17 protein-coding genes are annotated in these 18,386 nt (G+C 72.8%); 7 read left to right on the top strand and 10 right to left on the bottom strand.

The genetic code is table 11. The features are described 5' to 3' along the window. The first annotated feature begins 109 nt into the window (after positions 1 to 109). The 3 genes from AB0M79_RS14960 to AB0M79_RS14950 all read left to right on the top strand — a co-directional run bounded on the left by AB0M79_RS14960 (position 110) and on the right by AB0M79_RS14950 (position 3,662). Positions 110 to 1,237 (top strand): PP2C family protein-serine/threonine phosphatase, encoded by a 1,128-nt coding sequence (locus AB0M79_RS14960; RefSeq protein WP_364212957.1) that lies wholly within the window; start codon positions 110 to 112, stop codon positions 1,235 to 1,237. 130 nt (positions 1,238 to 1,367) lie between these two features. Beyond that, the gene (locus AB0M79_RS14955) at positions 1,368 to 3,224 is read left to right on the top strand and encodes an acyl-CoA dehydrogenase (protein WP_364212954.1); all 1,857 of its coding nucleotides are present in this window, start codon (positions 1,368 to 1,370) and stop codon (positions 3,222 to 3,224) included. A 144-nt stretch (positions 3,225 to 3,368) separates the two neighbouring features. Next, on the top strand, positions 3,369 to 3,662 hold the full coding sequence (locus tag AB0M79_RS14950; RefSeq protein ID WP_357543103.1) for a DUF6458 family protein: 294 nt from the start codon (positions 3,369 to 3,371) through the stop codon (positions 3,660 to 3,662). Positions 3,663 to 3,665: 3 nt separating this feature from the next. On the opposite strand, the gene AB0M79_RS14945 is transcribed toward AB0M79_RS14950, so the two are convergent. Continuing rightward, positions 3,666 to 4,187, bottom strand: a complete 522-nt coding sequence (locus AB0M79_RS14945; protein ID WP_364212951.1) for a histidine phosphatase family protein — start codon at positions 4,185 to 4,187, stop codon at positions 3,666 to 3,668. A gap of 185 nt (positions 4,188 to 4,372) precedes the next feature. Here AB0M79_RS14945 and AB0M79_RS14940 point away from each other — a divergent pair, with 185 nt between their 5' ends. Next, positions 4,373 to 4,645, top strand: a complete 273-nt coding sequence (locus AB0M79_RS14940; protein WP_357543098.1) for a DUF6458 family protein — start codon at positions 4,373 to 4,375, stop codon at positions 4,643 to 4,645. Between the two features lie 97 nt (positions 4,646 to 4,742). Here the strand turns inward: AB0M79_RS14940 and AB0M79_RS14935 are convergent, their stop codons facing one another. Then, positions 4,743 to 5,420, bottom strand: coding sequence for a hemolysin III family protein (locus AB0M79_RS14935; RefSeq protein WP_357543096.1), 678 nt, complete (start codon positions 5,418 to 5,420; stop codon positions 4,743 to 4,745). 76 nt (positions 5,421 to 5,496) lie between these two features. On the opposite strand from AB0M79_RS14935, the gene AB0M79_RS14930 reads away from it, so the two are divergent. Genes AB0M79_RS14930 through AB0M79_RS14920 form a run of 3 tightly spaced genes read left to right on the top strand, consistent with a single transcriptional unit; the run spans position 5,497 to position 7,686 of the window. Next, on the top strand, positions 5,497 to 6,108 hold the full coding sequence (locus AB0M79_RS14930) for an allophanate hydrolase subunit 1 (protein WP_364212947.1): 612 nt from the start codon (positions 5,497 to 5,499) through the stop codon (positions 6,106 to 6,108). Further along, positions 6,105 to 6,953 carry a biotin-dependent carboxyltransferase family protein gene (locus tag AB0M79_RS14925; protein WP_364212944.1) on the top strand — a complete coding sequence of 283 codons (849 nt, stop codon included), beginning with the start codon at positions 6,105 to 6,107 and terminating at the stop codon, positions 6,951 to 6,953. The genes AB0M79_RS14930 and AB0M79_RS14925 overlap by 4 nt, the downstream gene beginning before the upstream one ends. Beyond that, the gene (locus AB0M79_RS14920) at positions 6,937 to 7,686 is read left to right on the top strand and encodes a 5-oxoprolinase subunit PxpA (RefSeq protein ID WP_364212941.1); all 750 of its coding nucleotides are present in this window, start codon (positions 6,937 to 6,939) and stop codon (positions 7,684 to 7,686) included. The genes AB0M79_RS14925 and AB0M79_RS14920 overlap by 17 nt, the downstream gene beginning before the upstream one ends. A 133-nt stretch (positions 7,687 to 7,819) precedes the next feature. On the opposite strand, the gene AB0M79_RS14915 is transcribed toward AB0M79_RS14920, so the two are convergent. The 8 genes from AB0M79_RS14915 to AB0M79_RS14880 all read right to left on the bottom strand — a co-directional run bounded on the left by AB0M79_RS14915 (position 7,820) and on the right by AB0M79_RS14880 (position 18,313). Then, on the bottom strand, positions 7,820 to 9,664 hold the full coding sequence (locus AB0M79_RS14915) for an NHL domain-containing thioredoxin family protein (RefSeq protein ID WP_364212938.1): 1,845 nt from the start codon (positions 9,662 to 9,664) through the stop codon (positions 7,820 to 7,822). A gap of 39 nt (positions 9,665 to 9,703) precedes the next feature. Continuing rightward, positions 9,704 to 12,610 (bottom strand): hypothetical protein, encoded by a 2,907-nt coding sequence (locus tag AB0M79_RS14910; RefSeq protein ID WP_364212935.1) that lies wholly within the window; start codon positions 12,608 to 12,610, stop codon positions 9,704 to 9,706. 334 nt (positions 12,611 to 12,944) lie between these two features. After that, entirely contained in the window at positions 12,945 to 13,082 is a 138-nt protein-coding gene (locus tag AB0M79_RS14905) for a hypothetical protein (protein ID WP_212824807.1), read from the bottom strand. A gap of 225 nt (positions 13,083 to 13,307) precedes the next feature. After that, on the bottom strand, positions 13,308 to 14,771 hold the full coding sequence (locus tag AB0M79_RS14900; protein WP_364212932.1) for a dihydrolipoamide acetyltransferase family protein: 1,464 nt from the start codon (positions 14,769 to 14,771) through the stop codon (positions 13,308 to 13,310). A gap of 5 nt (positions 14,772 to 14,776) precedes the next feature. After that, positions 14,777 to 15,754 carry an alpha-ketoacid dehydrogenase subunit beta gene (locus AB0M79_RS14895; protein ID WP_364212929.1) on the bottom strand — a complete coding sequence of 326 codons (978 nt, stop codon included), beginning with the start codon at positions 15,752 to 15,754 and terminating at the stop codon, positions 14,777 to 14,779. Continuing rightward, positions 15,754 to 16,950, bottom strand: a complete 1,197-nt coding sequence (gene pdhA / locus AB0M79_RS14890; protein ID WP_364212926.1) for a pyruvate dehydrogenase (acetyl-transferring) E1 component subunit alpha — start codon at positions 16,948 to 16,950, stop codon at positions 15,754 to 15,756. The genes AB0M79_RS14895 and pdhA overlap by 1 nt, the downstream gene beginning before the upstream one ends. A gap of 449 nt (positions 16,951 to 17,399) precedes the next feature. Then, positions 17,400 to 17,780, bottom strand: a complete 381-nt coding sequence (locus AB0M79_RS14885) for a hypothetical protein (protein ID WP_364212923.1) — start codon at positions 17,778 to 17,780, stop codon at positions 17,400 to 17,402. Continuing rightward, positions 17,777 to 18,313 (bottom strand): hypothetical protein, encoded by a 537-nt coding sequence (locus AB0M79_RS14880; protein WP_364212920.1) that lies wholly within the window; start codon positions 18,311 to 18,313, stop codon positions 17,777 to 17,779. The genes AB0M79_RS14885 and AB0M79_RS14880 overlap by 4 nt, the downstream gene beginning before the upstream one ends. Positions 18,314 to 18,386: the final 73 nt, after the last annotated feature.

Below are 18,386 nucleotides of genomic sequence, written 5' to 3'. Positions count from 1 at the left end.
GCGCCCGATGGTGCCCGTGCGTGGCTCGGGCACGGCTGGTGGGCGGCCGGGTGGCCAAAACCAGATAGCCGAGGGGACAACTTCGTTCAGTCGCGCCCGTCGATCAGGCATGCTGTTCGGCGTACCCATGCCACTTTTCTCGTCGGGCCGCCGCCCGCTCAGCCCAGGATCCCGCGCCGGTCTCGGCGCGGCCCTTGTGCTGCTCGCGCTCGTGTCCGCGGTGGAGCTGGCCGACGGCGGAATGGTCAACTACGTCGGTCTGGTGGCGGCGGCACCGTTCCTGGCGGCGGCGTTCGCGTCGTGGCGGATGGTGCTGGCCGTCGGTGTGCTGTCGACCGTCGTCGCGGGTGGGTTCGCCCTGACCGGCCAGGTGGTCTCGTTGGCCGCGGTGGTCAACGTGATCGGTATCGGGCTGGCCACCGCGATCGCGGCCGGGGTGGCGGCGATCCGTCAGCGGCAGGCCGAGCAGATCGCCGAGTTGTCCAAGCTCGCTGCCGTCGCCCAGCAGGCCGTGCTGCGCCCCATCGGCCCGCAGGTCGGCAGCCTGGCGGTTGCCGGCCGCTACATCTCGGCGACGGCCACGGCCGACATCGGCGGCGACATCTACGAGGCGCTCGACACCCCGTACGGCGTCCGGATGATCATCGGAGACGTCCGGGGCAAGGGCCTGGACGCGGTACGGCTGGCCAGCATCGTGCTCGGTTCCTACCGGCACGTCGCGTACGAGCGGTCGGACCTGCGGGCGATCGTCGCCGACCTGGACCGGGCGGTGGCCCGCAGCGTGGGCGACGAGGACTTCGTCACCGCGGCGCTGGTCGAGGAGCGGGGCGGCACGCTGACCATCGTGAACTGCGGTCACCCGCCGCCGCTGCTGTTGCGTCGTGGGCAGGTGATCCCGCTGGAGCCGCCGGCGCCGGCGCCGCCGCTCGGGTTCATGCCGGTCGTCCGGCCCCGGGTGGAACGTCTCGAACCCGGTGACCGGCTGCTGCTCTTCACCGACGGGTTGGGCGAGGCGCGCCGGGACGGCGAGTTCTTTCCGACCGCCGACCGGGCCTGGCGGCTGCTGGGGCACGGCACGGTCGGCGACGGGCTGGCGTCCCTGGAGACGGCGCTGGTCGAGTGGGTGCACGGCCGTCTCGACGACGACATCGCGCTGGTGCTGATGGAGTACGCGGGTCCGCGACCGGTCAGCACCACCGCGGTCCCGAGCTGGGAAGTCGGCGCGGCCGACCACTGAGGCCGGCACTCTGGCCTTCGAGTGTGGCGTCCGTCACTTTAGCCATTACCTTGTCGCTTCCTACCCGCGGGTAATACAGTCGGGGTTACTGACCGGTAACACTGCCCGAGAAAACCGGGGGCCAGCGAGCATGACGCACTACAAGAGCAACATCCGAGACCTCGAGTTCAACCTCTTCGAGGTGTTCGGCGCGGAGCAGGTGTTCGGCCAGGAGCCGTACACCGATCTGGACGTCGAAACGGCTCGCAGCTTCATCGCCGAGGTCGACCGGCTCGCCCGCGAGGACCTCGCGGCCAGCTACACCGACAGCGACCGCAATCCGCCGGTCTTCGACCCGGCGACCCACACGGCACCGGTTCCCGAGTCGTTCCGGAAGTCCTACCAGGCGTTCATGGACGCCGAGTTCTGGCGGCTCGACCTGCCCCCGGAGCTCGACGGCACCAACGCGCCGCGGGCGCTGTGGTGGGCACTCGCCGAGCTGGTCCTCGGCTCCAACGCGCCGGTCTGGATGTACGCCTCCGGCCCGTCCTTCGCGCACACGCTGCAGCGGGAGGGCACCGAGCGGCAGAAGAAGTGGGCGAAGCTCTTCGTCGAGAAGCGGTGGGGCTCGACCATGGTGCTGACCGAGCCGGACGCCGGCTCCGACGTCGGTGCCGGTCGTACCCGGGCCATCCCCCAGGAGGACGGCTCGTGGCACATCGAGGGCGTGAAGCGGTTCATCACCTCGGGTGAGCACGACCTGACCGAGAACATCATCCACTACGTGCTCGCCCGCCCGGTCGGCGTCGAGGGCGTCGGCGGCCCCGGCACGAAGGGGCTTTCGCTCTTCGTCGTACCGAAGTTCCACTTCGACGAGGAGACCGGCGAACTCGGCGAGCGCAACGGCGTCTACGCCACCAACGTCGAGCACAAGATGGGCCTGAAGGTCTCCAACACGTGCGAGCTGACGTTCGGCGAGGGCGGCGTGCCGGCCAAGGGCTGGCTGCTCGGTGACGTGCACGAGGGCATCCGGCAGATGTTCCTGATCATCGAGTACGCCCGGATGATGGTCGGCACCAAGGCGATCGCCACCCTGTCGACCGGCTACCTCAACGCACTCGAGTACGCCAAGAGCCGCGAGCAGGGCGCCGACCTGCTGCACATGGCCGACAAGACCGCGCCCCGGGTCACCATCACCCATCACCCGGACGTGCGCCGCTCGCTGATGCTGCAGAAGGCGTACGCCGAAGGGCTGCGCGCCCTGGTGCTCTACACCGCCAGCTGGCAGGACAAAATCAACATTGCCGAGGCGGCCGGCGACGAGCAGGGCGCGAAGGTCGCCAAGCGGGTCAACGACCTGCTGCTGCCCCTGGTGAAGGGGGTGGGCTCGGAGCGGGCGTACGAACTGCTCGGTCACGAGTCGCTGCAGACCTTCGGTGGTTCCGGCTTCCTCCAGGACTACCCGCTCGAGCAGTACGTCCGCGATGCGAAGATCGACACCCTGTACGAGGGCACCACCGCGATCCAGAGCCTCGACCTGTTCTTCCGCAAGATCGTGCGGGACAACGGCAAGTCCCTGCTGGCCGTCGCCGGCGAGATCCAGGCGTTCATCGAGGCCGAGGGCGGCAACGGTCAGCTCAAGGAGGAGCGGCTCGCGCTCGGCCGGGCGCTGTCCGAGGTGCAGAACATCATGGGCGTCATGACCGGTTGGCTCGGCGAGGCGCAGGCCGGTGATCCGCGGGCGCTCTACAAGGTCGGCCTGAGCAGCCGGCGTTTCCTGCTCGCCCTCGGCGACGTCGTCGTCGGCTGGCTGCTCCAGCGTCAGGCGGACGTGGCGCTGCGTGCCCTGGCGGCCGAGGTCTCCGGCAGTGACCAGGCGTTCTACCAGGGCAAGGTGGCCGCCGCCCGGTTCTTCGCCCGCGAGGTGCTGCCCCGCGTCGGTGCCGACCGGCGGATCATCGCGGCCACCGACCTCGACGTGATGGACCTTCCGGAGGAAGCGTTCTGACCCGATCCCCCCGATGATCTTGCCTCCGTCAGGATGACGGGGGCAAGATCATTTGCGGCTCCGGTGGCGTTTGGTCCCATGCCCCGGGGGTAGCCACGCTGGAACGCGAATCTGTCCCAGACAGCGCGAGGAGTTGTGGCGCAAATGGGCATTGGTGGCGGAATCTTCCTGATCTCTATTGGTGCGATCCTCGCTTTCGCCGTACGCGCGGACGTGTGGTGGATCGACATTCGCGCAGTCGGCTGGGTACTCGTCCTCGCCGGGGTAACCATGATCACGGTCACCCTCTGGTACTGGGCGGACCGCAGGCGCCGTACCCGGCGGTTGATCGTCGAAGAGAACCGCCTCTCCCACTCGACCTCGATCCACCAGGCTCCGGCCGAGCTGCCCTCCGCGTCTCCGCCGCCGGCCAACCCGCTGCCACCGGAGAAGAAGTAGGAGTCAGCCCCGGGCCGTGTGGCTGTCGGTCACCGCCGCCGAATCGGCTGCCAGGTCACCCCACGAACCCGTGAACCGGTGTACGGCGATACCGCTGGTCCGCAACCCTTCGTCGGCACCGCTGTTCGGGTCGAGCAGCACCGACAGATCAGAGATCGCCGGATTGTGTCCGACGACGAGCACCGTCTCGTAGGCGTCCCCGGCATCGCGGAGCACGGCCAGCAGATCCCCGACCGAGCCGGTGTAAAGCGCCTGTTCGTAACGCACCTCAGGGGCGCCCGCGCCCGGGCCGGACTCGCCCGCCGTACCGGCGATCGCGACCGCGACCCCGTGCCAGGTCTGGCGGGTGCGTTTCGCCGGTGAACAGAGCACCAGGTCGGGCAGGTTGTCGCTGCCGGTGAGCCAGGCGCCGGCGGCGGCCGCGTCGGCGTGCCCCCGATCGGTCAGCGGCCGCTCGACGTCGGCGACCCCGTCCGGCTGCTCCGCCTTCGAGTGCCGCAACAGCACGATGCTCCGCTCGGTCATGTGCCCTCCTCGCTCCCGCTGCGCTCGGTCGGCGCATGCCCAGGGCCGACTATCCCGTCTCACAGCTTGCCTGATTCGGTTCTGAAGCACGTGGGTAAGTGGATGGGTGCCGCAACCTCACACGCGGCCCGGGACGGCGGCCCGCCGGATCGGGGTCGCGCCGTATGCCAAGGAGGGCGACAACAGTGGGTATCGGTGGAAGCATCCTTCTCATCGCAATCGGCGCGATCTTCGCGTTCGCGCTCGACGTCAACCTCGGTTGGCTGAACATCAACGTGGTCGGCTGGGTACTGATGGTCGCCGGTGTCGTCGGCCTCATCCTGACCACCTGGTTCTGGCAGAGCCGCCGCCGTACCGTCGTGCAGACCGCGCCGGCCGAGCGTCAGGTGGCGCCCATCCCGCAGGACCGGGTCGTGCACGAGTACCGCGAGGTGCGCAATCCCGGCCCGACCGTCTGACCGTCCCCCGTCCAGAGATCCGCGTGATCAGGGGCTGGGTAGCGCGCCACGCCGGCGCCACGCCCGAACAACTCCCTGATCACGCGGATCTTGCGGGTCAGGCGAAGAGGGCGAAGTAGATGGCTATGTGGTGGCAGAGCGCGGCCACCAGGGTGCAGGCGTGGAAGAACTCGTGGTGGCCGAAGACGGTCGGCCACGGGTTGGGCCGGCGCAGGGCGTAGAAGACCGCGCCGACGCTGTACGCCGCCCCGCCGACGATCAACAGCACCAGGGTGGTCACCCCGCCGTTGCCCAGGATGTCGGGCAGCACCGCGATCGCGACCCAGCCCAGCGCCAGGTAGAGCGGCGCGGAGACCCAGCGCGGGGCGTGCGGCCAGACCATCTTGAGCGCCACCCCGAGCAGGGCACCCGCCCACACCACGGCGAGCAGCACCGTCGACTTGGTGCCGGTGAGCAGCAGTACGCAGAACGGCGTGTACGTGCCGGCGATGAAGACGAAGATCATGCAGTGGTCCAGCCGCCGCATCACCTGGTAGCCGCGTTCCGACCACACCCGACGGTGGTACAGCGCGCTGGTGCCGAACAGCCCGCAGACGGTGAGGCTGTAGATCGCGCAGCTCACCAGCGGCGCCCATCCCGGGCGGCCCGCGGCGAGCGCGCAGAGGACGATGCCGCACACGAGTGCGACGAAGAACGCGTACGTGTGCAGCCAGCCGCGCATCCGGGGTTTGCCGATGTCGACCGGCTTCATCCGCAACGGGGTGGAAGTGGTCACGGGCATCAGGTTACGGCACCGTAGGTTACTTGTAGGTAGTGAAACGACTCACTCCACCGTCTGCCAGGATGGCGCGATGCGGATCCGGCGGGTGGGCGCGGGCGCGCTGCTCCTCGAATGCGACGACGGTGCCCAGGTGGAAGCCTGGCGCGCCGAACTCTGGCGGCAGCGCGACGCCGGCCGGCTCGCCGTCACCGAAATCGTGCCGGCCGCCCGGACCGTACTCCTCGACGGGCTCGCCGACCCCGCCGCCACGGCGGCACTGATCGCCGGCTGGCCACCGCCGCCAGCCGCCACCGGCCCGACCGGCCCCCTCGTCGAGATACCCACCCGGTACGACGGCCCCGACCTCGCCGCCGTCGCCGGCCACTGGGGCATACCGCCCGCCGACGCCGTACTACGCCTGATCGACACCGAGTTCCAGGTCGCCTTCGCCGGCTTCGCCCCCGGGTTCGCCTACCTGCGCGGGCTGCCCGAAGGCTGCGAGGTGCCCCGGCTCCCCACGCCCCGTGCCGCCGTACCCGCCGGATCGGTCGCCCTCGCCGGACCGTACGCCGGGATCTATCCGACCGCCTCACCGGGCGGCTGGCAACTCGTCGGACACACCGACGCCACGCTGTTCGACGTACACCGGGAGCCGCCGGCGCTGCTCGTGCCCGGCACCCGGGTACGCCTGGTCGCCAGATGATCCAGGTGCTGCGCGCCGGGGCACTCACCACCGTGCAGGACCTCGGCCGGCCCGGCTGGGCCCACCTCGGCGTACCCCGCTCCGGTGCGCTCGACGGCCCGGCGCTGCGGCTGGCCAACCGGCTCGTCGGCAACCCCGAGACCGCCGCCGGGCTGGAGACCACCCTCACCGGCTGCCGGCTGCGGATCACCCGGGCCACGAACGTGGCGGTGACCGGGGCGTACGGGCCACTGCGGGTCGACGGGCGCCCGGCCGGCCTCGGACAGCCGGTCGCCGTACCGGCCGGGGCGACCGTCGACATCGGACCCGCCAGCCACGGCGTACGCCGCTACCTGGCCGTCGGCGGCGGCATCGCCGTACCGCCCGTGCTCGGCAGCCGCAGCACCGACACCCTGTCCGGGCTCGGCCCGCCCCCGCTCGCCGACGGGGACGAACTGCCGGTCGGCGCCGCCGTGCCAGCCCCGTCGACCGTGCACTTCACACCCGGGCAGCCACCCCTGGACGTGCTACACCTCGCGGTCCGGCTCGGCCCCCGCGACGACTGGTTCACCGCCGCCGCCGTGGCGAACCTGCTCTCCACGCCGTACACGGTCAGCCCGTTGAGCAACCGGGTCGGCGCGCGGCTGGCCGGCGCCGGCCTGGCCCGCGCGCGGGCCGGCGAACTACCCAGCGAGGGCATCGTGCTCGGCGCCGTCCAGGTGCCCGCCGACGGCCAGCCACTGATCTTCCTCGCCGACCATCCGACCACCGGCGGATACCCGGTGATCGCGGTCGTTGCCGACGTCGCACCGCTGGCCCAGGCCCGGCCGGGGACTACCGTGCTGTTCCATGGACCTCAACGCTGACCTCGGCGAAGGCTTCGGCATCTGGCGGCTCGGCGACGACCTGGCCCTGCTCGACGTGGTCACCTCGGCGAACGTGGCCTGCGGCTTCCATGCCGGCGATCCGACCACGATGCGCCGGGTCTGCGCCGCCGCGGCGGACCGCGGGGTCGCCGTCGGCGCCCAGGTCGGCTACCGCGACCTCGCCGGCTTCGGGCGCCGCCGGATCGACTACGACCCCGGCGAACTCCGCGACGAAGTGATCTACCAGATCGCCGCCCTCGACGGCATGTGCCGGATCGCCGGGACCCGGGTCCGGTACGTCAAACCGCACGGCGCCCTCTACAACACCGCCGCCGTCGACGAACCGCAGGCGGCGGCGGTCGTGTCGGCGGTGACCGACTACGACCCGGCGCTGCCGGTGCTCTGCCAGCCCGGATCGGTGCTCGCCCAGATCGCGGCCGGCGCCGGCCTACGGGTGGTCGGCGAGGGCTTCGCCGACCGCGGCTACCTGCCGGCCGGCACCCTGGTGCCCCGGTCGGCACCCGGCGCGCTGGTGACGGCCGAGGCCGAGGCGGCCGACCGGGCGCTGCGGATGGCGGTCGAGCAGGTGGTGGTCGCGGTGGACGGCGGTACGGTCGCGTGCCCGGTCGAGTCGATCTGCCTGCACGGCGACACCCCGGCCGCCGTCGCCCTGGCCCGCCGGGTCCGCACGACCCTGACCGAAGCCGGCCTGGAGCTGGCCCCGTTCACCTGACCGCCGGGCCGGCCTTCGGCCGGCGCTGCCGCCGGTGCCCGCCATGATCCGCGTGATCAGGGAGTTTGGCGGGCGCCGCGCCGGCGACACGCCAGACTTACTCCCTGATCACGCGGATCATGAGCAGAGCGGGTCAGGTGTCCAAACCGCGGAGGATCAACGGCAGGCGGGCGGCGGCGTCGGCGGCGATGGTGACCGGAACTCCCCAGTCCTGGCGGGTCAGGTGGCAGGCGGCGTGCTCGGCGTCCGCGTCGCAGGTCGCGGCCTGCGCCACCACCTGCAGTACCCCACCGGGTACGGCCGGATCGATCACCAGCCGGCGGCTCAGGTCGGTGCCGACCCCGGCCCCCTCGACCAGCAGCTCCGGCGGCGAGGCCGACACCTCCAGCCGGGTCGACGGCCCGAACGAGTCGTCCAGCTTCTGCCCCGGCGCCGGCGTGAAGATGACGTCCAGAACGACCTCGCCGCCCCGCAGCCGGGTCGGCGGCCGCTCGGCCCGCCGTCGCGGCCCGTCGACCGTGCTCGCACCAGCCGCCGACAAAGTGCCGGGCGCCAGCCGGGTCAGCCGGTGCGCCGCCGACTCCACCACCAGCACGTCACCGCCGCCGGTCACCACGACGTCACTCGGCTCGGCCAGCCCGTCGGCCACCGTCGACATCACGCCGGCCACCGGGTCGAACCGGCGTACGGCCCCGTTGTAGGTGTCGGCGACCAGCACCGAACCGTCCGGCAGCGCACACACACCCAGCGGGTGCTGCATCAGTGCCTCGCCGGCCGGACCATCGACGTGGCCGAAGTCGAAGAGCCCCTGACCGACCGCGGTGTGCAGCGCCCCGTCCTCGACGTAGCGCAGCGCGCTGGTCTCACTGTCGGCGAGCCACAGCCGGGCCCCGTCGGCCGAGGCCGACAGACCGGACGGCTGCGCCAGCCACACGTCCGGCAGCGGCCCGTCGCGCAGCGCCTCGACGGTCGTACCCGCGTAGACACCGGTCGTGCGCTTGATCGGGTCGTACCACCACAGCTGGTGGATGCCGGCCATCGCGACCACCACCCGGCCGTCGTACCAGGCGACGTCCCACGGCGAGGAGAGGTCGGCGGACACGGCGTCGTGCGGGAGGTCGTCGACCGTCGACCGCCACTGCCGGCCGGTGCCGGCGACCGTGACCACCTCGCCGGTGTCGAGCCGTACGCCGCGCAGCAGGTGGTTGACGGTGTCCGCCACCACCACGTCGAAGCCGGCCACCTCCGCGACCTGCGGCGGCAGCAGGCACAGCCCCTGCGGCTCGGCGAACGAGGCGGTCGCCGGCGTGCCGTCGGCCCGACCCCGGGACCCGGAACCGATCTCACCGACCACCGTCTCGCCGTCGGGCGCGAACCGCACCAGCCGGTGCCGTGCCGAGTCGGAGACGAGCAGGTCGCCGCCGGGCAGCTCGACCGCCTTGCCGGGGAACCGCAGCGTCGTCGCGGGTTCGGCGGGCGGCACGTACGGCCCGTCGCCGCGGTGCAGGGTGCCCTTGGCGTCGTGGGTGGCGATCAACTCCTCGATCAGCCGGGTCAGCCCTTCGGCGTGCCCCTCGCCGGCCATCGAGGCGACGACGTAACCCTCCGGGTCGACGACCGACAGGGTCGGCCACGCCTTGGCCGCGTACTGCTGCCACATGTCCAGGTCCGGGTCGTCGAGCACCGGGTGCGCGACCCCGTACCGTTCGACCGCCGCGGCCAGTGCCACCGGGTCACGCTCGTGCTCGAACTTCGGCGAGTGGACGCCGACGACCACGAGCACGTCGCCGTACTTGTCCTCGAGCGGCCGCAGCTCGTCGAGTACGTGCAGGCAGTTGATGCAGCAGAAGGTCCAGAAGTCGAGGATTACGATCTTGCCGCGCAGGTCGGCGAGGGTGAGCTCGCGCCCACCCGTGTTGAGCCATCCCCGACCCCGCAGCTGTGGAGCCCGGACCCGGTCGGTGCGTGCCTTCGTCATACCGACGATCCTGCCCCAACCGGGTTCCGGGCTCGGCGGCTACCCGCTGGTCGCCGGCTCCAGACACAGCACCTGCTGCCCCTGGTCACCGGCCGCCGGTACGTCGATCCACTGCTGCTGGTTGGCGCACTCCTGGAGGGTGCCGACCTTCGACACCACCTTGAAGGCACCGGCGTCACCGCAGTTCGCCGACGTCGGCCGGTCGCCGGACTGCACGACGCAGTCGCCGACGTTGGGGTTGAACGCCTCGTCGCTGGGCTTGAGCAACCAGACCAGGCCCAGCGGGATCGCGACCAGCAGCACGGCGGCGGCGAGTACGGCGATAAGCACCCGTCCGTTGCGTACCTGCGGCACGGGCTCGGCGGCCGGTTCGGCCGCGGGCTGCTGCGGCTTCGCCTCGGCGCCGGCGTCCGGCCGGAAAGAGTTGAAGCGGTCCTGCTCCTGCCAGTCCTGCGGTGCCCCCGGGCCGGGCTGCCCGGCTGCCGCGAGCGGCTGGCCGTAAGGTCCGGGCTGGTCGAGGCCGCCAGGTTGGTGGCCGTGCGGACCGGCCGGCTGGCCGTAGCCGCCGCCGAACGGCTGCCCGTACGGATCGGGTGCGCCGAAACCACCGGGGCCGCCCGAGGCGGGCGCACCGGACACCGGGCCGCCGGACACCGGACCCCCGGATACCGGGCCGCCCGAGGTCGGGCCGCCCGAGACCGGGCTGGCGGGGAAACCGTTGCCGGGCGTCTCGGTCGGGGCGCCCGGGTGCGCGAGCGGTGCCGAGGCCGCTCCCGCGAATCCGGACGGGAACTGGTTGGCCGGGCCGCCGAAGGGACCGGGCTGGCCACCGGGACCGTCGTGCTGGCCGCCGTCCGGGCCGGAGCCGATCAGATCGCCGTACGGCGCCCCGTTCGTCCCCAGGAACTGCCCGGTCGGTTCGGCGTACGGGTCGGGCTGGGCCGACGGGGGCGGCGTGACCCGGGCTGATCCGGCGCTGGCGGCCGGACCGTGGTGGGAGAAGCCGTTGGCGTGCTCCCGGGCCGGCGGCGTGCCGGGCCAGCGTGGTTCGTCGGACCAGGCCTGGTTGGGGCCGGGCCACGGGGCACCGGCGGGGGCACCGCCGTCGCCCTGGCCCGGGTCGTCGTCCGTGGCGGCACCCGCCGGGGTGCCGAACGGCGTGCCGGCGGACGGAGCCGGCTCCTCCTCGACGGGATCGGCGCTGACCGGCCGACCGTAGACACGTGGCGTCGACGGCCGGGCCGGGCCGGGCGTGACGCCGTGGTCCGGCGGCGTGACCAGGCTCGACATCGGCACCGACGCACTCGCCGACACGGCCCGGCCCGGCTGCGCCGGTTCGTCGGCCGGCGGCTCCTCGGCGACCGGCTGGGGCACCGACACGCGGCCGGACGGCGGGTTGTCGATGGCGCCGCGCGGATGCGGCACCGGGGCGACGACCTGCGGGTCCTCGGCGGGGTGCTGGGCGGGCTCGCCCGGACCGGGCTGGGCCGCCGGGGGCGGCTGCCCGTACGGCGACGGCTGGTCGTAGCTGGGTGGCTGACCGTAGACGGGCGGCTGCCCGTACGCCGACGGGGATTCGAAGTCGGCGGGCGGCGACGCGGCCAGCGTGGCGCCGGGAACCCGGACCTCCTGTGGCGGCAGCGGCACCACGCCGGACGGGGCGAAGCCGGGCACCGGACCGCCCGGCTGGAAGCCGGGGTCGCGCTGCGCGGGGGCGTCGGGCCCGACCGGCTCCGGCTCGGCGGGCCGCCAGCCAGCGCCGCTCGTCGGCGCGGACTGCGGTTGCCAGGCACTTTCGGCCGGGGCCGGGGGCGGTGGCTGCCAGCCGGGATCCGGGCCGGCGGCCGGCGGAGGCTGCCAGCCACCGTTCGCGGCCGGCGCGGACTGCCAGCCGTCGCCGGACTCCAGGGGCTGGGAGAACCGGTCCGACCCGGCGGACGGCGCCGGGTAGCCGCCGGACTCCGGGCGGCCGAGTGGTTGGGCGTGCTGGCTGGCCCCGGCCGGTGGCATCGGGGCACCGGAAACCGGCCCGGCCGGGGGAACCTGGCCGAGCGGGGGAACCTGCCCGGGTGGGGGAACCTGCCCGGGTGGGGGAACCTGCCCGGGTGGGGGGAACTGCCCGGACGGTGGAAGATCGCGGGCCGCCTCGGCCGGCGCCGGCTGGTGCCAGGCGACCTGCGGCTGGGTGGACTGCGGGGGAGCGGACTGCGGCCGGACCGATCCGGGGGGCGGCCAGGGTGAGCCGGACTCCGGTGCCGGCCACGGCTGACGGCCCGGCTCGGCCGGTGCCCACGCCGAGGCGGGCTGGCCCGGCTCGCCGACGCGGGGGTCCTGCTCGCGGGCGTCCTCGCGCCAGGCGGCCCGGACGGCCTCGAAGCGGCCCGGCTCGCGCTGGCCGGTGTCCCACTCGGCGGGCGGCTGCTCCTGCGCGGCCCACGTCCGGGTGGCCGGCTCGGGGGCCGGGGCGAACGGGGTGCCGGCGGGCGGCTCGTCGAGCGGACGCTGGTGGGGCGACTGCTCGGCGGGCCGGCCGGGTGCACCCCGGGAACCGGTGCCCCACGCCTCCTCCGGCGTCCACGGCTCGGGCTCGGGATGCGCGGAGCGCGGTCCCGGCGGGATGTGTGCGGGCGGCGCTCCGGGGGTCGCGCCGGGCGGCGGGTATGCCGCCGGCCGGTCGCTCCACTCGCCGCGGTAGCCGGCGGCGGGAGGCGCCTGTTCGGCGCCGGTGTGCGGGGTGCCGGGTACGGGTGGGGCGGCGGGCGGCGCCCAGGGGGCGGACTGCTCCGGCCGTACGCCGGGGGCGAACGTGGCCCAACTGTTGCCCGGCGCTGACTGGCGCTCGCCGGGGTAGCCGGTCGACTGCTCGTCCGTACGTGCTCCGTGACCGGTGCCCGGCGCAGCCTCCTGCGGCTCACGACCGGGGTGCTGCTGACCCTCGGACGTCATGTGCGCCTCCTCCATCACATGTCGGCCGTGCCGGCCCCACACGGGTCACCCGCAGGGTCGGCGGTGACTCGGTGGGATCGGCCGTGCAAGCTCCCCGCACGGTAGCCGGTCGGGACCGGTGCTGCCGGGAGCACCTGACCGTCACCAGCCGCACGGGTAGACCCGGGTCGATAGTGCCCGGGCACCTCGTGGCCGGAACGACGGCCGTTCCCAACCGTACCGGGCGCTGCGGCGGTGAGGAATGGCGGTGTCCGGGCACCCGGATACAACGATGCCCCGTCCGGGCGGTCCGGACGGGGCACGGGTTTCGTCAGACGACGAGAAAAGTGTGTGGTCAGCCGTAGTAGCGCTGGGCGATCGCGAGGATCTCCTTGCGGACGGCCGGCGAGTTGGCGGACCGCAGCGCGTGCTCGATGGCCCGTGCGCGGCGGTTGGCGTCGCGGCGGCTGCGGAAGCGTTCGATCATGGACATTTCAGCTCTCCCCTGGCTATTCGGTTGTCAGCCCGTCGATGAGTCCATTGAAGCGCATCGCGGGCCGCGTGACCATCGATTATTAGGTGAGGTGCGACACCTGCCTAAGAATCGAAGGTGTCAGGATGCCCCTGGTTAACTTTCCAGTCGTCAAAGCGACACGGCCGGCGTGCTCCCGGTCACTTCCGGAAGTACGCCGGCCGCATTGCCGGACGGGTCGGACCGTCAGGTCCAGGCCAGCAGGGTCGCCTCGGGATCGGCCAGGAACGCGCCCACGTCACGAATGAACAACGCGCCCAGTTCCCCGTCGATGATCCGGTGGTCGAACGACAGGCCGAGGGTGGTGACCTGCCGCGGCCGGATCTTGCCCTTGTGCATCCAGGGCGTCTCCCGCACCGCGCCGAAGGCCAGGATGGCGGATTCACCCGGAGGCAGGATCGGGGTGCCGGTGTCCACCCCGAACACCCCCACGTTCGTGATCGTGAAGGTGCCCCCGGTCATGTCCGCCGGGCTGGTCTTTCCCGCCTTGGCGGTCCGTACCAGCCCGGTCATCGCCTCGGCCAACTCGTGCAGGGTCAGCCGCCCGGCGTCCTTGATGTTGGGCACGATCAGGCCACGGTCGGTGGCCGCCGCGATGCCGAGGTTGACGTACTCCTTGACCACGATCTCGTCGCCCGCCCAGGTCGAGTTGACCATCGGGTGCCGGGCGGTGGCGAGCAGTACCGCCTTGGCCACCAGGAGCAGTGGCGAGACCCGGGTGTCCCGCCACTGCGGCAGGGCCCGCAGCCGGTCCAGTGCCTTGATCGAGCGGGTCATGTCGACGGTGTGGAAGAGCGTGACGTGCGGCGCGGTGAACGCCGACGCGACCATGTTGGCCGCTGTGATCTTCCGCACGCCCTTGACCGGGATCCGCTGTTCGCGGTCCGGCCCGAAGGACGGCGCAGCCCCGACGGCCGCGGCCGGAGCCTCCGCCGCCCCGGCCGCCGCCAGGTGTACGTCGTCCCGCGTGATCGAGCCCTGCGGCCCGGTCCCGGTCAGCGTGGCCAGGTCGACCCCGAGATCACGGGCCAGCTTGCGTACCGGCGGCTTGGCGAGCGCGCCGGGGGCGCGGGCCGGCGCCGTGACCGACGCCCCGTTCGGCGCCGGCGGTGCGGTCGGCATCGCCGGCATGGCAGGCATCGTCGGCATGGTCGGCATGGTCGGGGCGGCGGCCGGGGCCGCCTTCGCCGCGGCCGCCGCCGGGGCCTCCGTCGCCTTGCGCGGGCGCCGCTTGGCCGCCGACGTACGCGGCCCGTAGCCGACCAGGACGGCGGTGCGCTCACCCGGCCCGTGGCCGCCGGTCATCCCCGGCTCCACCATGCCCTCGGCCGGTGCCACCTGCACCGCCGCGAGCGAGGCGGCGGACGGCGCCGGCAGCCCGTCGGGCGGCAACTCGCCGGCACCCGGGTCGGTGTCGATCGAGATGATCGGCGTGCCGACCTCGACCACGGTGCCCTCGCCGTGGAAGATCGCCCGCACCTGGCCGGCCCACTTGGCCGGGATCTCGACGGCCGCCTTCGCCGTCTCGACCTCGACGATCGGCTGGTTCAGCTCGATCGTGTCGCCGACCGCGACCAGCCACTTGAGGATCTCGCCCTCGGTCAGCCCCTCGCCCAGGTCGGGCAGGTTGAACTCCTTGACCCTGGTCATCGCGGTCACCAGCCGAAGGTGCGGTCGACGGCGTCGAGCACCCGGTCCAGGTCGGGCAGGTAGTCCTCCTCCACCCGGCTCGCCGGGTAGGGGGTGTCGAAACCGGCCACCCGCAGCACCGGCGCCTCCAGGGAGTAGAAGCACTTCTCGGTGACCCGGGCGGCGATCTCCGCGCCGAGGCCGACGTTGGACGGCGCCTCGTGCACCACCACACAGCGGCCGGTGCGCCGTACCGAGTCGTAGACCGCGGCCAGGTCGAGCGGCGACAGCGTGCGCAGGTCGACGACCTCCAGGTCGCGACCGTCCTCGGCGGCCGCGGCGGCGGCGTCGAGCGCGGTACGCACCATCGGGCCGTACGCCAGGATCGTGGCGTCGGTGCCGGGCCGCACCACCCGGGAGGCGTGCAGCGGGTAGTCGGCCTCGGTGTCGACCGGCCCCTTCTCCCAGTAGCGCCGCTTCGGCTCCAGGAAGACGACCGGGTCGTCGGAGGCGATCGACTGCCGGATCATCGTGTACGCGTCCTGCGGTGACGAGCAGGAGACGACCTTCAGGCCGGCGGTGTGGGCGAAGTATGCCTCCGGGGACTCGGAGTGGTGCTCGACCGCGCCGATACCGCCACCGAACGGGATCCGGATGACGATCGGTAGGGAGAGCTTGCCCCGCGACCGGTAGTGCATCTTCGCGACCTGCGACACGATCTGGTCGTACGCGGGGTAGACGAAGCCGTCGAACTGGATCTCGCACACCGGCCGGTAGCCGCGGATCGCCAGGCCGACGGCGGTGCCGATGATGCCGGACTCGGCGAGCGGGGTGTCGATGACCCGGTCGCCGCCGAAGTCCTTCTGCAACCCGTCGGTGATCCGGAAGACGCCGCCGAGCTTGCCGACGTCCTCGCCCATGATGACGACCTTGGGGTCGTCGTCGAGGGCCCGCCGCAGGCCGGCGTTGAGTGCCTTGCCCATGCTGAGGGTCTCGGTGGCCATCAGTGCACACTCCCCTCGAACGACTCCAGGTAACGGCCGAACTCCGCACGCTGCTCGTCCAGTTCCGGGGAACCGCCCGGATAGACGTGGTCGAAGAGCGACAGCGGCTGTGGATCGGGCATCGAGAGCACCCGTTCGCGCAGGTGCACCGCCTCGCGCCGGGCCGCCTCGTCGACCTCGGCGAAGAAGTCGGCGTCGGCGATCTGCTGGCGCTCCAGGAACGCGCGTACCCGGGCGATCGGGTCCTTGGCCTGCCACGCCTCGACCTCGCTGGCGATCCGGTAGCGGGTCGGGTCGTCGGAGGTGGTGTGGGCACCCATCCGGTAGGTGTACGCCTCGATCAGGGTCGGCCCCTGTCCGTGCCGGGCGTTGTCGAGCGCCGCCCGGGTCACCGCATAGCTGGCCAGGACGTCGTTGCCGTCGACCCGGATGCCGGGGAACCCGAAGCCGGAGGCCCGCTTGTAGAGCGGGATACGGGTCTGCCGTTCCAGCGGCTGCGAGATCGCGTACTGGTTGTTCTGGCAGAAGAAGACCAGCGGGGCGTTGAACACGCTGGCCCAGACGAACGCCTCGTTGACGTCGCCCTGCGAGCTGGCGCCGTCGCCGAAGTACGCGATGACCGCCTCGCCGTCGTCGCCGCCGGTCTTGCCGTCCATCGTCACGCCCATGGCGTAGCCGGTGGCGTGCAGCGTCTGGGCGCCGATCACGATCGTGTACATGTTGAACTTGAACTCGTTGGGGTCCCAGCCGCCCTGGTCGACCCCGCGGAACAGGCCCAGCGGCATGATCGGGTCGATGCCGCGGCAGTAGAGCACGCCGTGCTCGCGGTAGGTCGGGAAGGCCATGTCCTGCGGGCGCAGCGCCCGCCCCGAGCCGACCTGTGCGGCCTCCTGCCCCAGCAGGCTCGCCCACAGGCCCAGCTCGCCCTGGCGCTGCAGCGCCGTGGCCTCGGCGTCGAGCTTGCGTACGACAACCAGGTCCCGATAGATGTCGCGGTATTCGGCGTCGGTGAAGTCGACCGTGTATTCGACCCCGTCCGGGCCGGTCACCGACTCGATCCGTTCCCCCTCGGGGGTGAGCAACTGGATCAGCTCAGGATCCGGCCGAGCAGCCGTAGAACCGGACCGCCGGGAGGCGGCCTGTCTGCCGCGGGTGGTGGTCCCGCGGGTGGTGGTCCCGCGTTCGCCCTTCGCCATCGGTCTCTCCCTGTCATAAGTGCGTCGGCAACGGGGGTGACCCGACCGCGCAGCCGTGGCGCCTGCCGACTTGTGCCGGAACAGACTCTCGTGCCGCGCCTAGCCCCGGTGGGGGTTGCCGCGCGGCGTGGGCCGGGTTCTGGCGAACCCGGCCCGGGAGTGCCGACACCGGGCCGCGCCCACCGCTGGTGTGCGGGAGGCCACGGCCGCGTTGCCGTCGGGTCCATATTCGCAGAGAAGGTGAGCGTGATTACAGTACGGCCTCGATGACCTTGACTATCCGGGCCTGTTCGGGGGAGATGCACACATTTCCCGTCGTGAGTAGGTAACCGACCCGGAACTTGGCACGTTGACACACCGTGCAGGGCTGGCGGACAGTGCGTGACTTCGTCACTCTGCTTGGCAAGGCCGTCCCGGGCGACCTCCCTCGCCCGCTCGGTGGATGTCGCCTACGGACGAGGAGTTCGGCTGTGCCGGACCACCATGACGAACCGCCGCCCGTGCCACAGCGCCACCGTCGCCTCGACGGGATACCCGGAAACCACCGATGGCTGCGGGGCGCGCACCGGGCCGAAGGACTCTCCGGTCCCACCCGCCGCTACGTGCTCATCGTCGCCTCGCTCGGGGTGATGGCCTCGCTCCCGATCATCGCCGCGCTCGGCGCCGGCCCCACCACCGTCGGGGGGACCACACAGCCCGGTGGCGGCCCGTTCCTCGGCCACCCGTCCGTCGGCCCGGTCGTGGTCGTACCGCTGCCGACCCCCACCCTCGACCCGGGCCGGCCGCCGCTGGTCGGGGTCGGCGACCCGGTCGCCCCGACCAGCCGTCACCGGGCGTCCGGCCCGCACCGCACGGGCAAGGCGAAGCCCCGCCGTACGGCGTCCGAACGGGTCCGGCCCCGCCCGACGGTGCGCCCGACACCGGAGAAGACCAGCTTCTTCCCCCGGCCGACGGTGCCCCGGCCGACGACGCGTCCGACGACCCGCCCCACCACGCCCGGTCCCACGCCGTCGGTGGCGCCGACCGGGTGCCCGAGCCCGACGCCCACCGCGAGTCCCGACCCGACCGGTACGCCGGGCCCGACCCCGTCGCCGACGGTCGGGCCGACGTCGAGCCCGTCGCCGACGACCGAGCCGACGCGGACCGGGCGGCCGACGACCCGACCCACGCCGACCGCGTCGTCCGGTTCGTCCGGTGGCCCTGGCCGGCCGCCGGCGCCGGCCCGCACCACCGGCACCGGGTCGCGGGACACCGAGGCCCGTACCCCCGGCCACCGGCCCACCGGCAGCCGCGACGAGACCGGCCGCCGGTCGTCCCGTACCGGATCGGGGGCGACCTCCTGGGCGCCGGCCGGACGGCCCACCACCTGGCCGGGCGGGCGCTGACCCGCGGTCCAGGGCTTGCACCGGTTGGTTAGCGTCGATCCGATCGCCGAC

This window comes from Polymorphospora sp. NPDC051019 (assembly GCF_040683055.1).
GTDB classification, from domain to species: Bacteria; Actinomycetota; Actinomycetes; order Mycobacteriales; family Micromonosporaceae; genus Polymorphospora; species Polymorphospora lycopeni.
Note: the sequence above shows the minus strand (reverse complement) of the source record. Positions and strands in the feature narration are given on the sequence as shown.

What these genes read in the sequence shown, in the direction of transcription:
- AB0M79_RS14930 (WP_364212947.1), top strand. Translation starts at nt 5,497, where the DNA reads ATGCGGATCCGGCGGGTGGGCGCGGGCGCGCTGCTCCTCGAATGCGAC.
- AB0M79_RS14915 (WP_364212938.1), bottom strand. Translation starts at nt 9,664, where the DNA reads ATGACGAAGGCACGCACCGACCGGGTCCGGGCTCCACAGCTGCGGGGT.
- pdhA (WP_364212926.1), bottom strand. Translation starts at nt 16,950, where the DNA reads ATGGCGAAGGGCGAACGCGGGACCACCACCCGCGGGACCACCACCCGC.
- AB0M79_RS14955 (WP_364212954.1), top strand. Translation starts at nt 1,368, where the DNA reads ATGACGCACTACAAGAGCAACATCCGAGACCTCGAGTTCAACCTCTTC.
- AB0M79_RS14920 (WP_364212941.1), top strand. Translation starts at nt 6,937, where the DNA reads ATGGACCTCAACGCTGACCTCGGCGAAGGCTTCGGCATCTGGCGGCTC.
- AB0M79_RS14900 (WP_364212932.1), bottom strand. Translation starts at nt 14,771, where the DNA reads ATGACCAGGGTCAAGGAGTTCAACCTGCCCGACCTGGGCGAGGGGCTG.
- AB0M79_RS14925 (WP_364212944.1), top strand. Translation starts at nt 6,105, where the DNA reads ATGATCCAGGTGCTGCGCGCCGGGGCACTCACCACCGTGCAGGACCTC.
- AB0M79_RS14905 (WP_212824807.1), bottom strand. Translation starts at nt 13,082, where the DNA reads ATGTCCATGATCGAACGCTTCCGCAGCCGCCGCGACGCCAACCGCCGC.
- AB0M79_RS14895 (WP_364212929.1), bottom strand. Translation starts at nt 15,754, where the DNA reads ATGGCCACCGAGACCCTCAGCATGGGCAAGGCACTCAACGCCGGCCTG.
- AB0M79_RS14950 (WP_357543103.1), top strand. Translation starts at nt 3,369, where the DNA reads ATGGGCATTGGTGGCGGAATCTTCCTGATCTCTATTGGTGCGATCCTC.
- AB0M79_RS14910 (WP_364212935.1), bottom strand. Translation starts at nt 12,610, where the DNA reads ATGACGTCCGAGGGTCAGCAGCACCCCGGTCGTGAGCCGCAGGAGGCT.
- AB0M79_RS14960 (WP_364212957.1), top strand. Translation starts at nt 110, where the DNA reads ATGCTGTTCGGCGTACCCATGCCACTTTTCTCGTCGGGCCGCCGCCCG.
- AB0M79_RS14945 (WP_364212951.1), bottom strand. Translation starts at nt 4,187, where the DNA reads ATGACCGAGCGGAGCATCGTGCTGTTGCGGCACTCGAAGGCGGAGCAG.